The following is a 19538-nucleotide window of genomic DNA, read 5'->3' on the forward strand; positions in this document are numbered from 1 at the left end:
AGACCCGCGAGTCCTACCAGGCCGCCGTCACCATCGCCTCAATCCTGCTCTGGACCTGATCTTTGAAGACGATCCCTAGGGCGTGTCTGACAATTGGCCGCGCACCCGGCGAGAATTGTCAGACACGCCCTAGCCCCGGCCCGGGCTCCCGCCGACGACGACGAAGCGGTGGCGGCGCACCCCCCGACCGGGTGCACCGCCACCGCCGTCCGTCACCTCGGCGGACCTGCCCGGTCAGCAGGCGCCGAGGTCGCTCCAGACGCCCCACGCACCGCTGGCCGCGGGGTCGTCGCCCTTGGTCCACCACTTGTTCTGGTAGTAGTGGCCCTTCCACGAGACCTTGGTGGGGGTCGCGTAGGTGGTGCCGGCGTCCCAGCTCGGGGCGGCCGAGCAGGTGCCCGAGGTCGGGGTCGACGTCGGGGTCGGCGTCGCCGTGCCGGTCGGGGTCGGCGTCGCCGTGCCCGTCGGGGTCGGCGTCGGGGTGGCCGTCTGGGACGCCGTCGGGGTCGGGGTCGGCGTGCCGCCGTCCGTCGTGCCGCGGGTCAGGTCGCCCTTGATCCCGTACAGCGTGCCGCCCACGTTGACCGTCCAGTTCGACGGGGTGGACACCGGCAGGTAGTAGACGAAGTCCATGTCGACCGAGGCGCCCGGTGCCAGCGACTGCCAGCCCGGCAGCTTGACCGACACCCGGTTGTAGGTGCCCTTCAGGCCGCCCACGTTGCCCGGGCCGGGGTTGTCCTGCCGGATGACCTGGAGGCCGAAGCCGGACTGGTCCTTGGCGTTGCCCGGGGCCGAGTTGGCGTAGTCGAACTGGAACTCGGTGCCGCCCGGCAGGGTCAGCGTCGAGTTGTTGACGATGTGCAGCTTCGGGTTGATCGGGTAGTTCGAGTCGCCCAGCGCGAAGTTGGTGAACGACACGTCGATCGGCAGGGTCTGCTGCGGCAGCGCGGTCGTCGCGCGGACGGCGCCGTACGGGGCAGCCGCCTTGAACTTGTCGTACATCAGCGAGGTCAGCGTGTTGCCGGGCACGTACTGGCCCTTGCCGCCGTTCGCGGTGGCGTCCCACCGGTAGTCGCCCGCGAGCTCCCAGACCATCGCGCCGCCGGCGCCCTGGTTGACGATGTAGTCCGCCTTGGCGCCCACCGACTGCTCGTCCTCGGTGGAGAGGAACACCTTCTTGGTGTCGTTCCACAGCCACGGCGCCACCAGGGTGGAGCTGTAGTTGCGGGTGTAGGTGCCCTGCAGCGCGGTGTCGGTGACCCCGTACCTGGCCAGGTAGTCGGGCAGGATGCCCTTCTCCAGGTTCTTGGCGTGCCACATCGGGTTCGACCCGGCCGGGGACTCCTTGCCCGCGTCGTCCTTGTCGTTCCAGATGTTGTCGATGCCGACCGCGCCGTCACCGCAGGACGTCAGGCCGGAGCCGGCCGGGCAGCTGGTCGCCGCGGCGGTGCCCCAGAGGCCGTTGGTGCCGCCCTGCACGTTCTTGAAGCCGCGGGTGTAGTACGGCAGGCCGACGTTGATCCGGCCGCCGGGCATCGAGCCGCGGAAGTAGTGGTACGACCAGTCGGCGTTCAGGTAGCCGATGCCGCCGTACTGCGCGGTGCCGTAGACGTTGGCGGCGGCCAGCTCGCCGTCCTTGCCGTCGTCGAACAGCGAGGCGTTCGGGCCGACGTACTTGTTCCAGGCGCCGTGCAGGTCATACGACATGATGTTGACGTAGTCCAGGTACTTGGCCACCTGGAAGGTCTCCATGCCGCGCAGCAGGTAGCCGGAGGACGGGGCGGCGACCGACAGCAGGTAGTGCTTGCCGTCGGCGGCGCCGGCCTTGTCCAGGCTCTCGCGCAGGGTCTTCATCAGCGCCGCGTAGCCCTTGGCCAGCGAGCCGCGCTTGCCGTTGGCGAGCTGCCAGTCCAGCGGGTTGCCGGCGTCCTTCATCGAGGTCGGGTACTCGTAGTCGATGTCGACGCCGTTGAAGCCGTACTTGCGGATGAAGTCGACCGAGGAGGCGGCGAAGGTGTCGATGCCCGCCTGGTTGACGCTGCCGTCCGCGTTGACGGTCATCGAGTAGAACCCGCCGGAGCCGACGCGCTTGCCGTCGTCCCCGAAGTAGCCGCCGGTCTCGGTCCAACCGCCCACCGAGATCAGGGTCTTGACGTTCGGGTACTGCTTCTTGTACTTCGTCAGCAGGTTGAAGTGGCCCTTGTACGGCAGGCTCGGGTCCAGCTCGGCACCGGGGACGCCGGGGAAGGAGATCCCGGTGGCCTCGTTGGTCGGGCCGTCGGTGCCGACCGAGAGCTTGTTGTCGCCGCCGACGTGGCCGAAGGCGTAGTTGAGGTGGGTGACCTTGTCCCAGGGGACGTCGCTCACCAGGTACGGGGCGTCGCCGTTCTTGCCGGTGCGCCAGCCGGTGAAGTAGCCGATGATGCGGCGCTGGTGGTCCGCGCCCATCTTCTCGCGCCCGGCGGTGTCGTAGACGGAGCAGTACGGGACGTCCACCCCGGGGGTCTGGTAGAGGCCGTCCGGCCGACAGGCGGCGTTGTCGACGGCCGCCGAGGCCTGCGAGGGCGCCGCGCCCAGCGTCGCCATCAGCAGTCCGGCCAGGGAGGCGGCCGCGAGCGAGGCCAGGCCGGCGCGGGCCGCCGGGCTCTTTTGGCGGGGGGCGGCGGTGGGACGCCGCTCCGCCGTGTTTCGGATCAACACTCGGTCCTCCGGGAGAGAGTGTCGGCGCGTGCCTGTGGGGGAGCACGCACGTGGGGGTTGCGATTGGCGCAGAAGCTATGTGGTCTGAACCACAGAGGTCAATAGGTCTGTACCAATTGGTCATCGGCGGCCAAACATCACAGGTCGGAAGCGCCCGACGATCAGTCAGTCCGGCGGCCGGAAAGCGCCCCCGGCTCGCCGCCCCGCCACGGGCCCGGCCGCGGCAGCGGCGCGGGCCCCGGCGGCGGCGCCGGCGGGGCCGCGGCGAACTCGCTGTCCCCACCCCGGGCGAAGCTCTAGACTGGTCGCCATGCGGCCTTGGCGGAATTGGCAGACGCCTGGGCTTTAGGTGCCCATGGGAGAAATCCCGTGAGGGTTCGAGTCCCTCAGGCCGCACGTGCTTGGAGATTCGAAGGCCCGCCCGGGGTGATCCCGGGCGGGCCTTCGACGTGCGGGCCGGACGGCCGGTCAGGCCAGCAGGTCCTTCACCACCGGGGCGAGGGCGCGGAAGGCCTTGCCGCGGTGGCTGATGGCGTTCTTCTCCTCGGCCGTGAGCTCCGCGCAGGTGCGGGTCTCGCCGAGGGGCTGGAGGACCGGGTCGTAGCCGAAGCCGCCGTCGCCGGCCGGGGCGGTGCGCAGGGTGCCGAGGAGGCGGCCCTCGACGACCCGCTCGGTGCCGTCGGGCAGGGCGAGGGCGGCGGCGCAGAAGAAGTGGGCGCCGCGGTGCGGTTCGGCGATGTCGGAGAGCTGGGCGAGCAGCAGGTCGAGGTTGGCGCGGTCGTCGCCGTGCCGGCCGGACCAGCGGGCGGAGAAGATGCCGGGCGCGCCGTTGAGCACGTCCACGCAGAGGCCGGAGTCGTCGGCGACGGCGGGCAGACCGGTGGCGCGGGCCAGGGCGTGCGCCTTGAGCAGGGCGTTCTCGGCGAAGGTGACGCCGGTCTCGGGGACGTCCGGGATCTCGGGGTAGGCGTCGGCGCCGATGAGTTCGACGTCCAGGCCGGCGTCCGCCAGGATGGCGCGGAGCTCGGTGACCTTGTGCTGGTTGCGGGTGGCGAGGATCAGGCGGGTGGACATATCGCCCACCCTACCGAGTCGCCGGAGCCGTCAGCCGGTGCAGATCGAGGTCAGGTTGCCCGCCGCGTCGCCGAGCGGCTTGAGGTCCGGGACCTGGTTCCGGTCGGCCGCCCGCTGCACGTTCTCGACCTGCTTCTGCAGATCGGTCACGGCCTTGGCGACGTCGGTGTTCTTGGAGTTCTTCCCGACCTGGTCGAGGTCGTTCCTCAGCTTCTGCAGGGCCTTCCCGGCGGCTGCCGAGTCGTTGCTCGCGTTGTCGTAGGCCTGGGCGACGTCGGCGATGTCGCCGGTGATCCGCACGGCGGTGTTGCCGCAGTCGAGCGCCTTCTGGGCGGCGGAGCAGCTCACCATGCTGAGCGGGAGGATCGCGATGAGTCCGGCCACGGCGAGGGCGGCGGGGCGGGCGATGCTCGACGGCATCCGGTCCTCCTGGGGGGCGCGGGTTCCGTGGGTGGGACGCGCGCCGGGGGGTGCGCGGTTCCCGCAGCGGGGTGCTGCGGGAACCGTACGGTCTCCGGGCCCGGCCTGTACAGCGGGCGGACCGTCTGCGAGCCGTTCGCCCCGGCGGTCCGCACGCGTGTCCGGACGGGCCCGAACGGCCGCCCGCACGCGCGGACTGACCGTGCGTCCGCTCCGGTCCACGGCTGTGGGGCCCGCGCCGGTTCAGCCCTCCAGGGCCTTGCGCTGGATCCCGTCCAGCTCGGCGCAGCCGAGGCTGCCGAGGTCGAGCAGCCGGTCGAGCAGGTCACGGTCGAAGGGCGCGCCCTCGGCGGTGCCCTGGACCTCGACGAAGCGGCCGTCGGAGGTGCAGACGATGTTCATGTCGGTCTCGGCGCGCACGTCCTCCTCGTACCGGAGGTCGAGCATCGGGACGCCGTCGATGATGCCGACGCTGACGGCGCTGACACCGCCGGTGATCGGCTGGCCCTTGGCGCGCAGCAGCTTCTTCTCGCGGGCCCAGGCGACGGCGTCGACCAGGGCGACGTAGGCGCCGGTGATGGCGGCGGTGCGGGTGCCGCCGTCGGCCTGGAGGACGTCGCAGTCGAGGACGATGGTGTTCTCGGCGAGGGCGCGGTGGTCGACCACGGCGCGCAGCGAGCGGCCGATGAGCCGGCTGATCTCGTGGGTGCGGCCGCCGATGCGGCCCTTGACGGCCTCGCGGTCGCCGCGGGTGTTGGTGGCGCGCGGGAGCATGGAGTACTCGGCGGTGACCCAGCCCTCGCCGGTGCCCTTGCGCCAGCGGGGCACGCCCTCGGTGACGCTGGCGGTGCACAGCACCTTGGTGTCGCCGTAGGAGATGAGGACGGAGCCTTCGGCGTGCTTGCTCCAGCCCCGTTCGATGGTGATCGGGCGGAGCTGTTCGGGGGTGCGGCCGTCGATGCGTGACATAGGCACCGAGCGTAGTCGGTCCGGGGGGCCGCCTCCGGAAGCGGCGGGGGCGCGGGGCAGGATGCGCCGCGGCCCGCCGTCCCCTGCGCGGGGCGGCGGGCCGGGCGGGCCGAACCGGGTGGTTCAGCTCACATCATGTCCTCGATGTCGGCGGCGATCGGGTCGGCGTCGGTGCCGATGACGACCTGGATCGCGGTGCCCATCTTCACGACGCCGTGGGCGCCGGCGGCCTTGAGGGCGGCCTCGTCGACGAGGGAGGCGTCCTTGACCTCGGTGCGCAGGCGGGTGATGCAGCCCTCGACCTCTTCGATGTTGTCGATGCCGCCCAGACCGGCGACGATCTTCTCAGCCTTGCTGGCCATCTGGTTTCTCCCTCTGTCTCGGCCCTTCGGCGGCTCTGCCGGGTGCCGTCCTGCGCTGGTGCTGGGGGTGTTCCCTCGACCGTCGGGCGGCGAGGTCCGTGCCGGTGGCTGACGCGGGTTCGGCTGCCGTCACGCCGACGAGCGGCGCGACCAGCATGACCCGTGTCGGTCCGGTCCGCCACGTTAGTCCACTTTTGGCCCATTCCGGCGGGCAGGCTCCCGATCGCCGCCCGAGGATGACGATCAGCGGGGCTCGCGCCTCCGGAGTGCAGCCTGCTTCCAAGTGGTCTACACCAATATATGTGTACTCCGAGGAACGCAGGAACGGCCCCGGGTGTTCCCGAGCCCGCCCGAGGGTCCCGCAGGGGGCCTCCGGTCGGCAACTGCTCCCGGAGGGCGAAGGATGAGTTCGGCAGGCGCCACGGCCCCGCGGACCGCGTGGTGGCACACCTTCTACGGCGGACTCCAGAAGATGGGCCGCTCCCTGCAGCTGCCGGTGGCGGTGCTGCCGGCCGCGGGCATCCTCAACCGGCTCGGCCAGCCGGACGTCTTCGGCAAGGACGGCCTCGGCTGGGACAACGTCGCGAAGGTCTTCGCCTCCGCGGGCGGCGCGCTGCTCGACTCCTCCTTCGGCCTGCCGCTGCTGTTCTGCATCGGCGTGGCGATCGGCATGGCGAAGAAGGCCGACGGCTCGACGGCGCTGGCCGCCGTGGTCGGCTTCCTCGTCTACTACAAGGTCCTGCACGCCTTCCCGGAGAAGTGCCCGGCCGGCACCACCCTCGTCCCGGACGCCTGGACCGGCCAGTGCGTCAGCTACGCGTCGGCGAAGGCCGCGACCGCGACGTACCAGAACCCGGGCGTGCTGGGCGGCATCCTGATCGGCCTGATGTCGGCCTGGCTGTGGGTCCGGCTGCACCGCACCAAGCTGGTCGACTGGCTCGGCTTCTTCAACGGCCGCCGCCTGGTGCCGATGGTCACCGCCGTGGTGGGCCTGCTCACCGCCGTGGTGGCGCTGTGGGTGTGGCCGCCGATCGGCCGCGGCCTGAACGACTTCTCGCAGAACCTCTCCGACCTGGGCGCGGGCGGCGCCGGCATCTTCGGCGTCTTCAACCGCGCGCTGCTGCTGATCGGCATGCACCAGCTGCTGAACACCTTCGTCTGGTTCCAGTTCGGGGAGTTCGTCAAGCCGGACGGCACGATCGTGCACGGCGACATCCCGCGCTTCCTGGCCGGCGACCCGACGGCCGGCCAGTTCCAGACCGGCTTCTTCCCGATCATGATGTTCGCGCTGCCGGCCGCCGCGCTGGCGATCGCCCACTCCGCCAAGCCGCACCGGCGCAAGGAGATCTACGGCCTGATGCTCTCGGTCGGCCTGACCTCCTTCGTGACGGGCGTCACGGAGCCGCTGGAGTACTCCTTCGCCTACATCGCCCCGGCCCTGTACGCCCTGCACGCCCTGCTGACCGGCGCGTCGATGGCGGTGACCTGGGGGCTCGGGGTGCACGACGGGTTCAGCTTCTCGGCCGGCCTCATCGACTACGTCATCAACTGGGGGCTGGCCACCAAGCCGTGGCTGATCATCCCGATCGGGCTCGGCTTCGCCGTCGTGTACTACGCGGTCTTCCGGTTCGTCATCGTCAAATTCAACCTGAAAACACCCGGACGGGAGGACGAGTCCGAGGTCGAGGACGTCACCAAGGCCTGACCGGGCACCGCCCGGGTTATCCCCGCAATGGCCTCCGGACCCGATGGTCCGGGGGCCTTCGGCATTTCCGAAAGTCCCGCCGCCCGTCCCCAACTGCCCAGGCAGTGACCGTCGGGACACCCTGTGCTTTTGTTGCGCGATTATCCAAAATGGATTTTGTTGCGCGGTCGGCCAAAGTCCCGAACGCGGCGGATACCATGATCGCCATTCGGTAAGTAGGTTTCGATTTCATAGCGCTTCCCGGCCGCGCCGCTTTCCGGGGTTCCTCGACTTCTCCACCCGTGCTACAAAACTGGTCTACACCACCGTGTGGTGTAGACCAGTTCGCGGTTCGGCCCCTGTGCCTTCCCCCCGACCGACCGCCATGCCGTTAGGAACCCACCCCCATGAGTCAGTCTGCGCAGGCACCGGCGCCCGCCAAGGCTCCGACGCCGATCAAGAAGTTCGGAACCAGCGTCCTCCCCGGCCTTCAGAAGGTCGGCCGCAGCCTCCAGCTTCCGATCGCTGTGCTTCCGGCGGCCGGTCTGCTGGCCCGCCTCGGCCAGAACGACGTCCATGAGAAGTGGCACTTCCCCGCGAAGCTCGTCGAGGTCTTCGGCGCCGCGGGCGGGGCCATCACCACCGCGCTGCCCCTGCTGTTCTGCGTCGGCATCGCGATCGGCTACGCCAAGAAGGCAGACGGTTCCACCGCGCTGGCCGCCCTGGTCGGCTACCTGGTGTTCAAGAACGTACTGACCGCCTTCCCGGCGGACGGCACCATCACCGAGGCGCTGCCGAAGGGCAAGCCGCAGGACCCCGGTGTCCTGGGCGGCATCGTGGTCGGTCTCCTGGCCGCAGTCCTGTGGCAGCGATTCCACCGCACCAAGCTGGTCGACTGGCTGGGCTTCTTCAACGGCCGCCGACTTGTCCCGATCATCATGGCCTTCGTCGGCACCGGCCTGGGCGTCCTGTTCGGCCTCGGCTGGCAGCCCATCGGCGACGCGATCTCGCACGTCAACAACAGCCTCGTGGGCGCGGGCGCGCTCGGCGCGGGCGCGTTCGGCCTGATCAACCGCGCGCTGATCCCGGTCGGCATGCACCAGTTCGTCAACACCTACGCGTGGTTCCAGACCGGCGACTACACCGCAGCCGACGGCACCGTCGTGCACGGTGACATCAACCGGTTCCTGGCGGGCGACCCGACGGCCGGCCAGTTCCAGGCGGGCTTCTTCCCGATCATGATGTTCGCGCTGCCGGCCGCCGCCATCGCAATCGCCCACTGCGCCCGCCCGGAGCGCCGCAAGGCCGTTATGGGCATGATGGTCTCGATCGCGCTGACCAGCCTCGTCACCGGTGTCACCGAGCCGCTCGAGTTCACCTTCCTCTTCATCGCCCCGATCCTGTACGCGATCCATGCGGTGCTGACGGCGGCCTCGATGGCCATCACCTGGGCCCTCGGTGTCCACGACGGATTCAGCTTCTCGGCCGGTCTGATCGACTACGGCATCAACTTCAGTCTGGCGAAGAACCCCCTCCTGATCATCCCGATCGGCCTCGTCTTCGCCGCGATCTACTACTTCCTCTTCCGCTTCGCGATCACCAAGTTCGACCTCAAGACCCCCGGTCGCGAGGACGACGACGAGATCGAGGACGTCACCAAGGCCTGACGCCCGCGTCACCGCCCGCCTCGAAGGCCCCGCCCCGCCGCTGCTCCCCCAGCGGCGGGGCGGGGCCTTCGGCGTACCCGGGGCAGGCTCCGCGCACGGGCCGGGAAGGCGGTTGACGAACCGCCGGACGCCCTGGTCAACTGAAGCGGTGAACGCCTCGTGCCCGCTGGTCACCCGCAGCCACATCGACTTCGGTCGCGTGTGGTCCGCGGCGTGTCGCGGTTGAGCTGACCGTTCCCCCGCCGCCGCCCGGCTGACGCTCCGCCCGGCTCCGGCCCTCCCTCCCCCGCCCGTACGGGCTCCGCCCGCGGGCCGCCACCGCGCTCCGGCGTGCCTCCGCGCCCCCGTGCCCCGCACGGCCGCGCCCGGGCCCGCCCGCGTCCGCACGAGGAAGTCAGGCTCACCATGCCCCGCCAGCTGCACCTGTCCGCCGCCCTCGACAGCCCCGGCCGCTTCGACGCCGGGCACTACGCCTACCTCGCCCGCCTCGCCGAGCGGGCCACCCTGGACTTCGTCACCCTGGACGACTCCTTCGCCGCCGCGCCGAGCCGCCCCGACGCGCTCGCCGCCCTCGCCCGGATCGCCCCGCTGACCGACCGGGTCGGCCTGGTGCCGACCGTCACCACCACCCACACCGAGCCCTTCCACACCTCGATCTCCGTCAACACCCTGGACTGGGCGAGCGAGGGCCGGGCCGGGTGGCTGGTCGGCGTCTCCGCCACCGAGGCCGAGGCGCGGGCCTTCGGCCGCCGGCCGGTCGCCCCCGAGGACGGGCTGTGGGCCGAGGCCGCCGACGCCGTCGAGGTGGCCGCCCGGCTCTGGGACAGCTGGGAGGACGACGCCGAGATCCGGGACACCGCCACCGGCCGCTTCGTCGACCGCGGCAAGCTGCACTACGTCGACTTCGAGGGCCCGCACTTCTCGGTCCGCGGCCCGTCCATCACCCCCCGGCCCCCGCAGGGCCGCCCGGTGGTCGCGGTGCCCGTCTCCGCCGCCGACCTCGCGCCGGACCCCTCCCCCGGCGGTCGCGCCAGGGCCGACGCCGCGATCCGGCACGCCGACGTCGTCCTGCTCGACGCCCCCGACCGCGCCACCCGGCTGGCCGCCGCCACCGAACTGCGGCTGCGGGCCGGCGAGAGCCTGCGCATCCTCGCCCGCCTCGGCAGCGCCGTGTCCGCCCTGCCCGACCGGGCCGCCGACGAGCGGCTGCTCGCCGAGCTCACCGCGACCGGCACCGGCGTGGACGGCTTCCACCTCTCCCCCGCCGACCCCTCCCGCGACCTCGCCGCGCTCGCCGACCGGATCGCCCCCGCCCTGCGCGCCGCCGGACTGCTCCGCGACGGGTACACCGGCCGCACCCTGCGCGAGCACCTCGGCCTGACCCGCCCGGCCAGCCGCTACGCCGCCCGCCCCGCCGACGGCTCCCCCACCGCCGCTCCCGCCCTCGCCGAGGTGACCCGATGACGGACCGACCGCTCAAGCAGATCCACCTCGCCGCGCACTTCCCCGGCGTCAACAACACCACGGTGTGGAGCGACCCGGAGGCCGGCAGCCACATCGCGTTCTCCTCCTTCCGCCACTTCGCGCAGACCGCCGAGCGCGGGAAGTTCGACTTCTTCTTCCTCGCCGAGGGCCTGCGGCTGCGCGAGACCAAGGGCCTGATCCACGACCTCGACGTGGTCGGCCGCCCCGAGTCGATCACCGTGCTGAACGCGCTGGCCGCCGTCACCGAACGGCTCGGCCTGGCCGCCACCGTCAGCGCGACCTTCAACGAGCCGTACGAACTGGCGCGCCGCCTCGCCTCCCTGGACCACCTCTCCGGCGGGCGCGCGGCCTGGAACGTGGTCACCTCCTCGGACGCCTTCACCGGGGAGAACTTCCGCCGCGGCGGGTACCTGGACCGCGCCGACCGCTACACCCGCGCAGCCGAGTTCGTCCAGCTGGCACGGGAGCTCTGGGACGCCGGGGAGGAACCCGTCCGGCACTCCGGCCCCCAGTTCGAGGTCGAGGGCCGGCTCTCGCTGCCGCGGCCCCCGCAGGGCCACCCGGTGGTCATCCAGGCCGGGGACTCCGACGAGGGCCGCGAGTTCGCCGCCGCCACCGCCGACGTCGTCTTCTCCCGGCACTCCACCCTCGCCGACGGCCGGGCCTTCCACGCCGACGTCAAGCGCCGGCTCGCCGCGTACGGCCGCAAGCCGGACGAGCTGAAGATCATGCCCGGGGCCACCTTCGTCCTCGGCGACACCGACGCCGAGGCGGCCGAACGGGCCCGTGCCGTCCGCCGGGCCCAGGTGAGCCCGCAGACCGCGATCGCCTTCCTGGAACAGGTCTGGGGCGTCGACCTGTCCGACCACGACCCGGACGGGCCGCTGCCCACCGTCGACCCCGTCCCGGACAGCGGCCTGGTCCAGGGGCGGGTCCGGCACGCCGACCCGGCCGCCGTCGCCGAACGGTGGCGGGCGGTGGCCGCGGAGAAGAACCTCACCAGCCGGGAACTGGTGATCGAGCTGACCGGCCGGCAGTCCTTCATCGGCTCGCCCGCCACCGTCGCCGCGCAGATCGACCACTTCGTGCAGAGCGACGCGGCCGACGGATTCATCCTCATCCCGCACCTCACTCCGGGCGGCCTGGACGGGTTCGTCGACCGGGTCGTCCCGCTGCTCCAGGAGCGCGGGGTGTTCCGCACCGACTACACCGGCCCCACCCTGCGGGACCACCTCGGACTGCCGGTACCGGGGCGGCGCTGAACGCCGGACGGCGCCGGACCTCGGAGAGCGCGCCGGACGTCAGATCCAGCCCCGCCGCGCGGCGTGCACGCCGGCCTGGAAGCGGCTCTCCGCGCCCAGGGCGGCGGTCAGCTCGGCGACCAGCCGCCGCACCGTGCGCTCCGAGACCTCCAGCTTGCGGGCGATCGCCGCGTCCGTGAGGCCGGCCGCCAGCAGGCGCACCACGGCCAGCTGCCGGTCCGTCACCTCCGCCTCGCCCGGGCCGAGCTCCGGCGGTGGCCAGGCGGCCGACCAGAAGTACTCGAAGAGTTCCCCGACCAGCGCCACCAGGGCGGGCTCGCGGACCACCACGGCCGCCCCGGCGGCCGGGGCGTCCCCGCCCGGTCCGGCGCCGGGGGCGGGCAGGATCGCCAGCCGGGCGTCCACCACGATCAGCCAGAGCGGCAGCGAGTGCGCCGCCCGGATCCGGGCCCCGGCCCCGGTCAGCTCCCGGACGTGCGCGAGCACGGCGGGGCGGCGCAGCGCGGCGGCCGGGTAGATGGTGCGCAGGGCGGCGCCGTGGGCGAGGACGAGCCGCTCACGGGCGAGCTTGCCGGCCAGGGCGGCGCCGGAGAGGTCCTGGCCGGGGCGCAGCGAGAGGGCCTCGGCGCGGGCGCCGCGGGCGGCGTCCTCCAGCAGGGCGGCGATCCGGTCGGCGCCGCGGACGAGTTCGAGGCCGGTGCCGGCGCGCTGCCGCTGCTGGACGGGCAGGAAGCCGGTGTGCAGCCGGTCGACGGCGTCGCGGGCCTGGCGCAGGGCGGCGACCAGGGCGGTGACCCTGGCGTCGGCGTCGAGCAGGAGCTGGCGTACGGCGGTGTCCACCGAGACGGCGGTGTCCGTCGAGCCGGCGGTGTCCGTCGAGTCGGCGGCGGTGCCGTCCACGGCGGCGGCGGTCCCGTCCACGGCGGCGGCGGTCCCGTCCGAGCCGGTGCCGGTCCCGTCGTCCCGGTGGCCGGCGGTCGGCTGGAGCAGGCCGAGGGCGCGCAGTTCGGCGGTGGCGGCGGCGAGCCGGGGGGCGTCCCAGCCGAGGCCGAGGGCCCCGGGCGGGCGGCCGGGTCCGGCGAGCAGTCGGGCGTAGAGCTGGGTGGCGTCGGTGCCGGCGGGGCTCTCCATCGGCGCAGCCTAGTGAGGGCGGCCGGCCCCGGTCGGGGGCTTCCGCTCCGCGAGACGGCGGGGGCCGGGCCGCGGCCTCCCGGCGGTGAAGTCCGCCCTCCGGTACGGGGTTTCCGCTCCCGGCCATGACCGGTTCCGGTCGGCTCCGGCGGGCTGACCGGCGGGGCGGCGGCGCGCAGGATGTCCGCATGACCATCCCCGAAGCAGCGACGATCTGGTGGAACGGCACCCTGGTGCCCTGGCAGGAGGCCCGGGTGCACGTCCTCGCCCACGGCCTGCACTACGGCACGGGCGTGCTGGAGGGCACCCGGGTGTTCGCCACGGCGGACGGCCCGGCGGTGTTCCGGCTGCCCGAGCACCTGCACCGGCTGCACCGCAGCGCCCGGATGATCCGGATGGAACTCCCCTACGACATCGACGACTTGACCAGGGCGACGGTGGAGCTGGTGCGCGCCAACGGCCACCGGGACTGCTACCTGCGGCACTTCGCCTTCCTCGGCTACGGCACGATGGGCATCGACATGCGCCACTCGCCGGTCGACGTGTCGATCGCGAGCTGGCAGTGGCTCGGCCAACTCCCGCACGGGGACGGCGGGATCACCCTGAAGACGAGCAGCTGGCGGCGGAACGACCCGAACGCGGTGCCGCCCGCCGCGAAGGCCACCGGCCCGTACCTGAACTCGGTGCTCGCCCGCCGGGAGGCCAACGACGCGGGCTACGACGAGGCGCTGCTGCTGGGGCCGGACGGCGCGGTGAGCGAGTGCACCGGGGAGAACGTGTTCACCGTCCGGGCCGGAGTGCTGCGCACTCCCCCGTCGAGCGCGGGCGCCCTGGAGGGCATCACCCAGGACACCCTGCTCACCCTGGCCCGCGACCTGGGCATCGAGGCCAGGGTGGAGGGCCTGCTGCGTTCGGACCTCTACGCCGCGGACGAGGTGTTCGTCTGCGGCACGGCGGCCGGCGTCGTCCCGGTCCGCGCGCTGGACGACCGCGCGCTGCCCGCCTCGCCGGGCCCGGTCACCGCCCGGCTGCGGGAGGCGTACCGGGCGGCCGTGACCGGCGCCGATCCGCGCTACCGGCACTGGCTGACGCCGGTGGGGTGACCGTCCGCGGCCCGCGCGGAGCCCCGCCGCCCTCCCCGGCGCCGGGCGGCACCACGCGGCCCGCCCCGCTCAGACCTCGTACACCGCGCCGGCCCGGGCGACCTCGACCGGCCCCGGGTAGGCGGCCGCGGCGTCCCGCCGGTTGTGCTCGGCGTCGGTCCACGGGGGGATGTGGGTGAGGACGAGCCGGCGCGCACCGGCCGCGGCGGCGTGCTCGCCCGCCTCACGCCCGTTGAGGTGGACGGCCCGGTAGGTGTCGCGGCCGTCGATGTACGCGGCCTCGCAGAGGAAGAGGTCGGTGTCGCGGGCGAGTTCGACCAGGGCGGCGCTCTCGCCGGTGTCCCCGCTGTAGACCAGCGAGCGGCCGCCGTGCTCCAGCCGGAAGGCGAAGGCGTCGACGGGGTGGTTGACCTGGGCGACGCGGATCCGGAACGGGCCGAGCTCGAAGCCGCCGGGCGTGAGGGTGCGGAACTCGAACACCTCCTTCATGCCGGGGTTCTCCGGCATGTCGTAGGCGCGGGCGAGCCGCTCGGCGGTGCCGGCCGGGCCGTAGACGGGCAGCAGCTCGGGGCAGCCCTCGGCGCGGTAGTTGCGGGCCACCCAGTAGGCGCACAGGTCGACGCAGTGGTCGGCGTGCAGGTGGCTGAGGAGCACGGCGTCGACGTCGTAGAGGCCGGTGTACTTCTGCAGGGCGCCGAGGGCTCCGTTGCCGAGGTCGAGGACGACGCGGTAGCCCTCGGCCTCGACCAGGTAGCTGGAGCAGGGCGAGTCGGCGGCCGGGAAGCTCCCCGAGCACCCCACCACGGTCAGTTTCATCCGAGCCCCTCCGCCCCGACACATCCTGGCTGCTGCTGGAAAACGGCATCGCTGCGCTCCACCGGCACGCCTGGAGGGCACTCCACCGGCACACCGTGGAAACAGCATGGAAAACGGCAGGCCGGACCCGGTGGACCGGCCGGTAGCACTGCGTTGGTGTGTCGAGGGTAAGGGCGGAGCGGCACTTTGCCCCCGTCCCCGTGCCGGGCTGTGGGCGGAATCACCAGAACGCCCGGAGCGGGGGCGCGGGCGGTTGACGGGGGCGGGGATCAGCGGCGCCGCGGCCGGTTGCGGGCCCAGGTGCGGATGGTGAACGGGTACCACCGGGGGTGGCCGCTGCCGTCGATCACGTCGGGATCGGGCAGCAGCCGGTGCCGGCGGTAGCTGCGGACGGTGTCGCGCCGGACGTTGAGGTGACGGGCGATCTCGGCGTAGGACCACAGCTCGGGGCCACGGGCCACGGGGCACCTCCGGGGGGGCGGGGGCGGACGGTCGTGACGCAGCCTCGCCGGGCCGGCCGGTACTCCGGGCGCAGAACGGGCATTGTGGCAGTTCCGTGACGAACCGGGAGCAATGCGCGGACAAATGCGTCGGCGTCCGCCCGCCCCTCGCGGCCCGCTCGCTGGTGGCGTCCGCCCCCGGCCCGGTACGGTTCGCCGCATGAACGGCATGACCGCTGCCTGGCTCGTCCTGTCGCTGCTGGGCGTCGCACTGCTGGCCGCCGCTGCGGCGGCGCTGGTGCGGCGCGCCCGTCCGGCGGCGCGCCCGTCCGGACCGGCGGGCACCCGGCCGCGTCCGCGCACGGGGGCCGGCCCGCGGCCGCAGGAGGTCTGGTGGGCGCAGGTGCCGTTCGAGGACGGCCCCGGTTCCAAGGACCGCCCGTGCCTGGTGCTGCGGGTGCGCGGCCGCAGCGCCACCGTCGCGAAGATCACCAGCAGGCACCACGCCGAGCGGCCGGGCGTGCTCGCGCTGCCGCCCGGCACGGTGGGCGACCGGCAGGGCCGGACGAGCTGGCTGGAGACCGACGAGCTGCGCGAGGTGCCGCTGTCGGACTTCCGCCGCCGGGCCGGCACGGTGGACGGGCGGGTCTGGGCCCGGGCGCAGCGGGTGCTGCAGGGCCGTTAGGCCGCCGCTTCGGACCCCGGCCGCGGGGCGGGGCCGGGCCTCAGGCCCAGAGCTGGCCGTGCAGCGCCTCGACCGCGGCCTCGGTGGACTCGGCGGTGTAGATGCCGGTGGACAGGTACTTCCAGCCGCCGTCGGCGACCACGAAGACGATGTCCGCGCGCTCCCCCGCGGCGGCCGCCTTGCGGCCGACGCCGATCGCCGCGTGCAGGATGGCCCCGGTCGAGACGCCCGCGAAGATGCCCTCCTCCCGGAGGAGTTCGCGGGTGCGGCGGACGGCGTCGGCGGAGCCGACCGAGAACCGGGTGGTGAGCACCTCGGCGTCGTACAGCTCGGGGACGAAGCCCTCGTCCAGGTTGCGCAGCCCGTACACCAGGTCGTCGTAGCGCGGCTCGGCGGCGACGATCCGCACGCCGGGGACCTTCTCGCGCAGGTAGCGGCCGACGCCCATCAGAGTGCCGGTGGTGCCGAGGCCGGCCACGAAGTGGGTGACGGTCGGCAGGTCGGCGAGGATCTCGGGGCCGGTGCCGGTGTAGTGGGCGCCGGCGTTGTCGGGGTTGCCGTACTGGTAGAGCATCACCCAGTCGGGGTGCTCGGCGGCGATCTCCTTGGCGATCCGGACGGCGGTGTTGGAGCCGCCGGCGGCCGGGGACGGGATGATCTCGGCGCCCCACATGCGGAGCAGCTCGCGCCGCTCCTCGCTGGTGTTCTCGGGCATCACGCAGACCATCCGGTAGCCCTTGAGCTTGGCGGCCATGGCCAGCGAGATGCCGGTGTTGCCGCTGGTGGGCTCCAGGACGGTGCAGCCGGGGGTGAGCCGCCCGTCGGCCTCGGCGCGCTCGATCATGTGCAGGGCCGGGCGGTCCTTGATCGAGCCGGTGGGGTTGCGGTCCTCCAGCTTGGCCCAGAGGGTCACCAGGCCCTCGGCGTTGCCGGGGACGGCGGCGGACAGCCGCGGCAGGCGGACGAGCGGGGTGTTGCCGACGGCTTCGAGCGGACTGTCGTAACGCAAGGGGGGCCTCCGGCCAAGGCGGTGGGGTGGCGGGGGCGGTTCCCCCGCCGCGGTGGCGGGGGAACCGGGTGCTCAGCGGGCGCCGCCGGCCACGGCGGGCAGGATGGTGACGCTGTCGCCGTCGGCGACGGCGGTGGAGATGCCCTCCAGGAAGCGGACGTCCTCGTCGTTCAGGTAGACGTTGACGAAGCGGCGCAGCTCCCCGCCCTCGACCAGCCGGGCGGCGATGCCCGGGTGGCGGGCGTCGAGGTCGGTGAAGAGTTCCCCGAGGTTGCTGCCGTTGCCCTCGACGGCCTTGGCACCGTCGGTGTAGGTGCGGAGGATGGTCGGGATGCGGACCTCGATGGCCATGGGTGCGCTCCTGTGCGAGTCGTGGAGTGGGGGCCGCAGCGGACGCGGCGGGGCGGGCGGGCGCCCGGTCCCGGCGTCGCCGGGGGCCGCGGGCCCCGGTGAGGTTGAGGTGGTGAGGCGGCGCTCAGCGCGAGCGCGCGGGCGTGCCGGGACAGATCGCCCCGGCGTGCCGGCACAGGTCGATGTGCAGGCGCGCCACGAGGCGGGTGCCCGGGGCCTGGGTGCTCACATCGACGGAACGCATGGACTCATCGTATAGATTCCCGGGCCCGCTCCGACACGCCCGTCTCGGGATCCGGATGTTTCCGTCCCCCGCACTGAGACGGCGACGGCCCGCCACCCCGTGGGAGGGGTCGGCGGGCCGGGTCCGCGGGAGCGCCGGTCAGGCCGGGTAGTCCTCGACGACCTGCACGTCTTCCTCCGTGATCTCGCCGTCCACGATGCGGAACGAGCGGAACTGGTAGGGGTCCTCCTCGCCGTTGCCCTCGGCGGTGGAGACCAGGACGTAGTGGGCGAAGGGCTCGGAGGCGTAGCTCACGTCGGTGCGCGAGGGGTAGGCCTCGGTGGCGGTGTGCGAGTGGTAGACGATCACCGGCTCCTCGTCCCGGTCGTCCATCTCGCGGTAGAGCTTGAGCAGGTCGCCCGAGTCGAACTCGTAGAAGGTGGGCGAGCGGGCGGCGTTGAGCATCGGGACGAACCGCTCGGGGCGGCCGCTGCCGGCCGGTCCGGCGACCACGCCGCAGGCCTCGTCCGGGTGGTCGGCGCGGGCGTGGGCCACGATCCGGTCGCGGAGTTCTCGGGTGATGGTCAGCATGCGGTCAGGATAGCCACGCCCCGGCGGCCGTCCGCCGGGGCGTCCGAGGCGCGGTCAGCGGGTGTCCGCGTTCCCCTCGGGGGCGAGCAGCGCCTCCGGCCCGCCGGCGTGGACGGCCTGCGGGTCGCGGCGCTTGAGCACCTGGTAGCCGACCACCAGCAGCAGGGCCCAGCCGGGGAAGACGAACAGCGAGATCCGGTTGTCCCGGTCCAGGCCGATCAGCACCACGACCAGGGCCAGGAAGGCGAGCGCCGCGCCGCTGACCCAGGCGCCGCCGGGCGCCTTGAAGGTGGGCGCCGGCAGCCGGCCGGCCTGCCAGGCCCGCCGGTAGCGGATCTGGGAGATCAGGATCATCGCCCAGGTCCACAGGCCGCAGACGGTGGCGACGGAGGTGATGTACTCGAACGCCCGGGCCGGGACGAGGTAGTTGAGCACCACGCCGACGCCCATCAGCAAGCTGGAGACGGTGATCGCGAACGCCGGGGTGCGCCGGGCGTTCAGCCTGGTGAGCCGCGCCGGGGCCTGGCCGCTGAGCGCGAGGTCGCGCAGCATCCGGCCGGTGGAGTACATCCCGGAGTTGCAGGAGGAGAGCGCGGCGGTGAGCACCACGAAGTTGATGATGCGGCCGCCGCCGGGATGCCGATCTTGCCGAAGGCGGCGACGAACGGGCTGACGCCGGGCTGGAACTCGGTCCACGGGACGAGCGAGAGGATGACCACCAGGGCGCCGATGTAGAACAGCGCGATCCGCCAGGGCAGGGTGTTGATGGCGCGTGGCAGGGTCTTCTCGGGGTTCTCGCTCTCGCCCGCGGTGACGCCGACGAGTTCGACGCCCAGGTAGGCGAACATGACGATCTGGAGGGTCATCACGGTGGAGCCGATGCCCTCGGGGAAGAAGCCCCCGTCCTGCCAGAGGTGGCCGATCGACGCGGTGTCACCGGCCTTGCTGAAGCCGAGGGTCAGCACCCCGACGCCGATCAGGATCATGCCGATGATGGCGGTGACCTTGACCATGGAGAACCAGAACTCGATCTCGCCGAACAGCTTCACCGAGATCAGGTTGGCCGCGTAGAGCAGGACCAGGAAGGTGAGCGCGCTGGCCCACTGCGGTATGCCGGGCGCCCAGAACCGCACGTAGACGGCGGCGGCGGTGGTCTCCGCCATCCCGGTGACCACCCAGAACAGCCAGTACGTCCAGCCGGTCACGTAGCCGGCGAAGGGGCCGACGAACTCCCGGGCGTACTCGGCGAAGCTGCCGGAGACGGGGCGGTAGGTGAGCAGTTCGCCGAGCGCCCGCATGATCACGAAGATCACCAGGCCGGCGACGGCGTAGGAGAGGATCAGGCTCGGGCCGGAGCGGGAGATGGCGGTGCCCGCGCCGAGGAACAGGCCGGTGCCGATCGCACCGCCGATCGCGATCATCTGGATCTGGCGGCTGCCGAGCCCGCGCTCGTAGCCCTCTCCATCCGATGGAGTGTCGACCATTTCGTCGTACAACTTCTCGGCCACTGTGCACCGTCCTGGTCGGTCTCGGGGGTGGAGAAGTCGTACCACGCAGAGTTCGGAT

Annotated in this window: 18 protein-coding genes, 1 tRNA gene and 1 pseudogene; 7 read left to right on the plus strand and 13 right to left on the minus strand. The window is 72.8% G+C overall.

Annotation, left to right across the window (positions count from 1 at the left end):
• Nucleotides 1-234: 234 nt before the first annotated feature.
• The gene (locus ACH5AR_RS26505; RefSeq protein WP_396304014.1) at nucleotides 235-2700 is read right to left on the minus strand and encodes a chitinase C-terminal domain-containing protein; all 2466 of its coding nucleotides are present in this window, start codon (nucleotides 2698-2700) and stop codon (nucleotides 235-237) included.
• A 312-nt stretch (nucleotides 2701-3012) separates the two neighbouring features.
• Here ACH5AR_RS26505 and ACH5AR_RS26510 point away from each other — a divergent pair.
• Nucleotides 3013-3096: transfer RNA gene (locus ACH5AR_RS26510), tRNA-Leu, on the plus strand.
• A 72-nt stretch (nucleotides 3097-3168) separates the two neighbouring features.
• Here the strand turns inward: ACH5AR_RS26510 and rdgB are convergent.
• The 4 genes from rdgB to ACH5AR_RS26530 all read right to left on the minus strand — a co-directional run bounded on the left by rdgB (nucleotide 3169) and on the right by ACH5AR_RS26530 (nucleotide 5525).
• On the minus strand, nucleotides 3169-3774 hold the full coding sequence (rdgB, locus tag ACH5AR_RS26515) for an RdgB/HAM1 family non-canonical purine NTP pyrophosphatase (RefSeq protein WP_396304015.1): 606 nt from the start codon (nucleotides 3772-3774) through the stop codon (nucleotides 3169-3171).
• Between the two features lie 30 nt (nucleotides 3775-3804).
• The gene (locus tag ACH5AR_RS26520; protein ID WP_396304016.1) at nucleotides 3805-4194 is read right to left on the minus strand and encodes a hypothetical protein; all 390 of its coding nucleotides are present in this window, start codon (nucleotides 4192-4194) and stop codon (nucleotides 3805-3807) included.
• 243 nt (nucleotides 4195-4437) lie between these two features.
• Nucleotides 4438-5163 (minus strand): ribonuclease PH, encoded by a 726-nt coding sequence (gene rph / locus ACH5AR_RS26525; RefSeq protein WP_396304017.1) that lies wholly within the window; start codon nucleotides 5161-5163, stop codon nucleotides 4438-4440.
• Nucleotides 5164-5291: 128 nt separating this feature from the next.
• Nucleotides 5292-5525: a glucose PTS transporter subunit EIIB gene (locus tag ACH5AR_RS26530; RefSeq protein WP_030060521.1), complete on the minus strand. Its 234-nt coding sequence runs from the start codon at nucleotides 5523-5525 to the stop codon at nucleotides 5292-5294.
• Between the two features lie 403 nt (nucleotides 5526-5928).
• Between ACH5AR_RS26530 and ACH5AR_RS26535 the strand changes: the two genes are divergently transcribed.
• From ACH5AR_RS26535 to ACH5AR_RS26550, 4 genes are all read left to right on the plus strand, one after another.
• Nucleotides 5929-7230 (plus strand): PTS transporter subunit EIIC, encoded by a 1302-nt coding sequence (locus tag ACH5AR_RS26535; protein ID WP_396304018.1) that lies wholly within the window; start codon nucleotides 5929-5931, stop codon nucleotides 7228-7230.
• A 386-nt stretch (nucleotides 7231-7616) separates the two neighbouring features.
• Complete coding sequence (locus ACH5AR_RS26540; RefSeq protein ID WP_396304019.1) at nucleotides 7617-8876, plus strand: PTS transporter subunit EIIC; 1260 nt, start codon at nucleotides 7617-7619, stop codon at nucleotides 8874-8876.
• Nucleotides 8877-9281: 405 nt separating this feature from the next.
• Nucleotides 9282-10340 (plus strand): LLM class flavin-dependent oxidoreductase, encoded by a 1059-nt coding sequence (locus ACH5AR_RS26545; protein ID WP_396304020.1) that lies wholly within the window; start codon nucleotides 9282-9284, stop codon nucleotides 10338-10340.
• A complete protein-coding gene (locus ACH5AR_RS26550; protein WP_396304021.1) occupies nucleotides 10337-11623 on the plus strand; it encodes an LLM class flavin-dependent oxidoreductase in 1287 nt (428 codons plus the stop codon). The genes ACH5AR_RS26545 and ACH5AR_RS26550 overlap by 4 nt, the downstream gene beginning before the upstream one ends.
• 39 nt (nucleotides 11624-11662) lie before the next feature.
• Here the strand turns inward: ACH5AR_RS26550 and ACH5AR_RS26555 are convergent, their stop codons facing one another.
• Entirely contained in the window at nucleotides 11663-12754 is a 1092-nt protein-coding gene (locus ACH5AR_RS26555; protein WP_396304022.1) for a response regulator transcription factor, read from the minus strand.
• Nucleotides 12755-12942: 188 nt separating this feature from the next.
• Here ACH5AR_RS26555 and ACH5AR_RS26560 point away from each other — a divergent pair, with 188 nt between their 5' ends.
• Nucleotides 12943-13857, plus strand: a complete 915-nt coding sequence (locus ACH5AR_RS26560; RefSeq protein WP_396304023.1) for a branched-chain amino acid transaminase — start codon at nucleotides 12943-12945, stop codon at nucleotides 13855-13857.
• A 69-nt stretch (nucleotides 13858-13926) separates the two neighbouring features.
• On the opposite strand, the gene ACH5AR_RS26565 is transcribed toward ACH5AR_RS26560, so the two are convergent.
• Nucleotides 13927-14673, minus strand: a complete 747-nt coding sequence (locus tag ACH5AR_RS26565) for an MBL fold metallo-hydrolase (RefSeq protein ID WP_396304024.1) — start codon at nucleotides 14671-14673, stop codon at nucleotides 13927-13929.
• Nucleotides 14674-14942: 269 nt separating this feature from the next.
• Nucleotides 14943-15134, minus strand: coding sequence for a MarR family transcriptional regulator (locus tag ACH5AR_RS26570; protein ID WP_396304025.1), 192 nt, complete (start codon nucleotides 15132-15134; stop codon nucleotides 14943-14945).
• 199 nt (nucleotides 15135-15333) lie between these two features.
• Here ACH5AR_RS26570 and ACH5AR_RS26575 point away from each other — a divergent pair, with 199 nt between their 5' ends.
• Nucleotides 15334-15798 (plus strand): type II toxin-antitoxin system PemK/MazF family toxin, encoded by a 465-nt coding sequence (locus ACH5AR_RS26575; protein ID WP_396304026.1) that lies wholly within the window; start codon nucleotides 15334-15336, stop codon nucleotides 15796-15798.
• Between the two features lie 40 nt (nucleotides 15799-15838).
• Here ACH5AR_RS26575 and ACH5AR_RS26580 read toward each other — a convergent pair whose 3' ends face one another.
• The 5 genes and pseudogenes from ACH5AR_RS26580 to ACH5AR_RS26600 all read right to left on the minus strand — a co-directional run bounded on the left by ACH5AR_RS26580 (nucleotide 15839) and on the right by ACH5AR_RS26600 (nucleotide 19456).
• Nucleotides 15839-16807: a PLP-dependent cysteine synthase family protein gene (locus tag ACH5AR_RS26580; RefSeq protein WP_396304027.1), complete on the minus strand. Its 969-nt coding sequence runs from the start codon at nucleotides 16805-16807 to the stop codon at nucleotides 15839-15841.
• Nucleotides 16808-16879: 72 nt separating this feature from the next.
• A complete protein-coding gene (locus tag ACH5AR_RS26585; protein WP_224282816.1) occupies nucleotides 16880-17158 on the minus strand; it encodes a MoaD/ThiS family protein in 279 nt (92 codons plus the stop codon).
• Between the two features lie 124 nt (nucleotides 17159-17282).
• Nucleotides 17283-17402, minus strand: a complete 120-nt coding sequence (locus ACH5AR_RS26590) for a putative leader peptide (protein ID WP_310593142.1) — start codon at nucleotides 17400-17402, stop codon at nucleotides 17283-17285.
• A 138-nt stretch (nucleotides 17403-17540) separates the two neighbouring features.
• Nucleotides 17541-17972, minus strand: coding sequence for a Mov34/MPN/PAD-1 family protein (locus tag ACH5AR_RS26595; protein WP_396304028.1), 432 nt, complete (start codon nucleotides 17970-17972; stop codon nucleotides 17541-17543).
• Nucleotides 17973-18026: 54 nt separating this feature from the next.
• Nucleotides 18027-19456 (minus strand): annotated as a pseudogene (locus ACH5AR_RS26600) (amino acid permease).
• Nucleotides 19457-19538 lie beyond the last annotated feature (82 nt).

Source organism: Kitasatospora sp. NPDC018619, from assembly GCF_044391605.1.
GTDB lineage: Bacteria > Actinomycetota > Actinomycetes > Streptomycetales > Streptomycetaceae > Kitasatospora.

Excerpts from the sequence above, each read along its gene's own strand:
- rdgB (WP_396304015.1), bottom strand. The coding sequence starts at position 3,774 with ATGTCCACCCGCCTGATCCTCGCCACCCGCAACCAGCACAAGGTCACC.
- ACH5AR_RS26520 (WP_396304016.1), bottom strand. The coding sequence starts at position 4,194 with ATGCCGTCGAGCATCGCCCGCCCCGCCGCCCTCGCCGTGGCCGGACTC.
- rph (WP_396304017.1), bottom strand. The coding sequence starts at position 5,163 with ATGTCACGCATCGACGGCCGCACCCCCGAACAGCTCCGCCCGATCACC.
- ACH5AR_RS26530 (WP_030060521.1), bottom strand. The coding sequence starts at position 5,525 with ATGGCCAGCAAGGCTGAGAAGATCGTCGCCGGTCTGGGCGGCATCGAC.
- ACH5AR_RS26535 (WP_396304018.1), top strand. The coding sequence starts at position 5,929 with ATGAGTTCGGCAGGCGCCACGGCCCCGCGGACCGCGTGGTGGCACACC.
- ACH5AR_RS26540 (WP_396304019.1), top strand. The coding sequence starts at position 7,617 with ATGAGTCAGTCTGCGCAGGCACCGGCGCCCGCCAAGGCTCCGACGCCG.
- ACH5AR_RS26545 (WP_396304020.1), top strand. The coding sequence starts at position 9,282 with ATGCCCCGCCAGCTGCACCTGTCCGCCGCCCTCGACAGCCCCGGCCGC.
- ACH5AR_RS26550 (WP_396304021.1), top strand. The coding sequence starts at position 10,337 with ATGACGGACCGACCGCTCAAGCAGATCCACCTCGCCGCGCACTTCCCC.
- ACH5AR_RS26555 (WP_396304022.1), bottom strand. The coding sequence starts at position 12,754 with ATGGAGAGCCCCGCCGGCACCGACGCCACCCAGCTCTACGCCCGACTG.
- ACH5AR_RS26560 (WP_396304023.1), top strand. The coding sequence starts at position 12,943 with ATGACCATCCCCGAAGCAGCGACGATCTGGTGGAACGGCACCCTGGTG.
- ACH5AR_RS26565 (WP_396304024.1), bottom strand. The coding sequence starts at position 14,673 with ATGAAACTGACCGTGGTGGGGTGCTCGGGGAGCTTCCCGGCCGCCGAC.
- ACH5AR_RS26575 (WP_396304026.1), top strand. The coding sequence starts at position 15,334 with ATGAACGGCATGACCGCTGCCTGGCTCGTCCTGTCGCTGCTGGGCGTC.
- ACH5AR_RS26585 (WP_224282816.1), bottom strand. The coding sequence starts at position 17,158 with ATGGCCATCGAGGTCCGCATCCCGACCATCCTCCGCACCTACACCGAC.
- ACH5AR_RS26590 (WP_310593142.1), bottom strand. The coding sequence starts at position 17,402 with ATGCGTTCCGTCGATGTGAGCACCCAGGCCCCGGGCACCCGCCTCGTG.
- ACH5AR_RS26595 (WP_396304028.1), bottom strand. The coding sequence starts at position 17,972 with ATGCTGACCATCACCCGAGAACTCCGCGACCGGATCGTGGCCCACGCC.